The 1,087-nt window shown below is 68.7% G+C and carries 1 pseudogene; it reads right to left on the bottom strand.

The annotated features are described in order from the left end of the window. Nucleotides 1-1,087, bottom strand: a pseudogene (locus ABZ470_RS41670) (DNA-directed RNA polymerase subunit beta); the annotation flags it as partial.

Genomic DNA, 1,087 nt, shown 5'->3' on the forward strand with positions numbered 1-1,087 from the left:
CGGGGTGGCCATGTTGGTGCGGGGCTCGACCTCGGCGAAGCCCTTGTCACGCAGCCGCTCGGCCCAGGCCTCCTGCACGCCGGAGATGTCCCAGCCGCGGGCGGCGATCCACCCCAGATGGGTCTCCAGCACCTGGCCGACGTTCATCCGGCCCGGCACGCCGAGCGGGTTGAGGATGATGTCGACCGGGGTGCCGTCCTCCAGGAACGGCATGTCCTCCACCGGCAGGATCTTGGAGATGACGCCCTTGTTGCCGTGACGGCCGGCGAGCTTGTCACCGTCGGTGATCTTGCGCTTCTGCGCCACGTACACGCGCACCAGCTCGTTGACGCCCGGCGGCAGCTCGTCGCCCTCCTCACGGGAGAAGACACGCACGCCGATGACCTTGCCCTGCTCGCCGTGCGGGACCTTCAGCGAGGTGTCACGCACCTCACGGGCCTTCTCCCCGAAGATCGCCCGCAGCAGCCGCTCCTCCGGCGTCAGCTCGGTCTCCCCCTTCGGGGTGACCTTGCCGACCAGGATGTCGCCCGGCACGACCTCGGCGCCGATGCGGATGATGCCGCGCTCGTCGAGATCGGCCAGCACCTCCTCCGACACGTTCGGGATGTCGCGGGTGATCTCCTCGGGGCCCAGCTTGGTGTCGCGGGCGTCGACCTCGTGTTCCTCGATGTGGATCGAGGACAGCACGTCGTCCTGCACCAGGCGCTGGGACAGGATGATCGCGTCCTCGTAGTTGTGACCCTCCCACGGCATGAACGCCACCAGCAGGTTCTTGCCCAGCGCCATCTCACCGTCGTCGGTGCACGGCCCGTCGGCGACGACCTGGTTGACCTCCACCCGGTCGCCCTCGGCCACGATCGGCTTCTGGTTGAAGCAGGTGCCCTGGTTGGAGCGCTTGAACTTCGCCACCCGGTAGGTGGTGCGGGTGCCGTCGTCGTTCATCACCGTGACGTAGTCGGCCGAGACCTCCTCGACCACCCCGGCCTTGTCCGCGGTGATCACGTCCCCGGCGTCCGTCGCGGCCCGGTACTCCATCCCGGTCCCGACCAGCGGCGCCTCGCTCTTCAGCAACGGCACCGACTGACGC

The sequence above is a fragment of the Streptosporangium sp. NPDC020072 genome (genome assembly GCF_040631445.1).
Lineage (GTDB): Bacteria > Actinomycetota > Actinomycetes > Streptosporangiales > Streptosporangiaceae > Streptosporangium.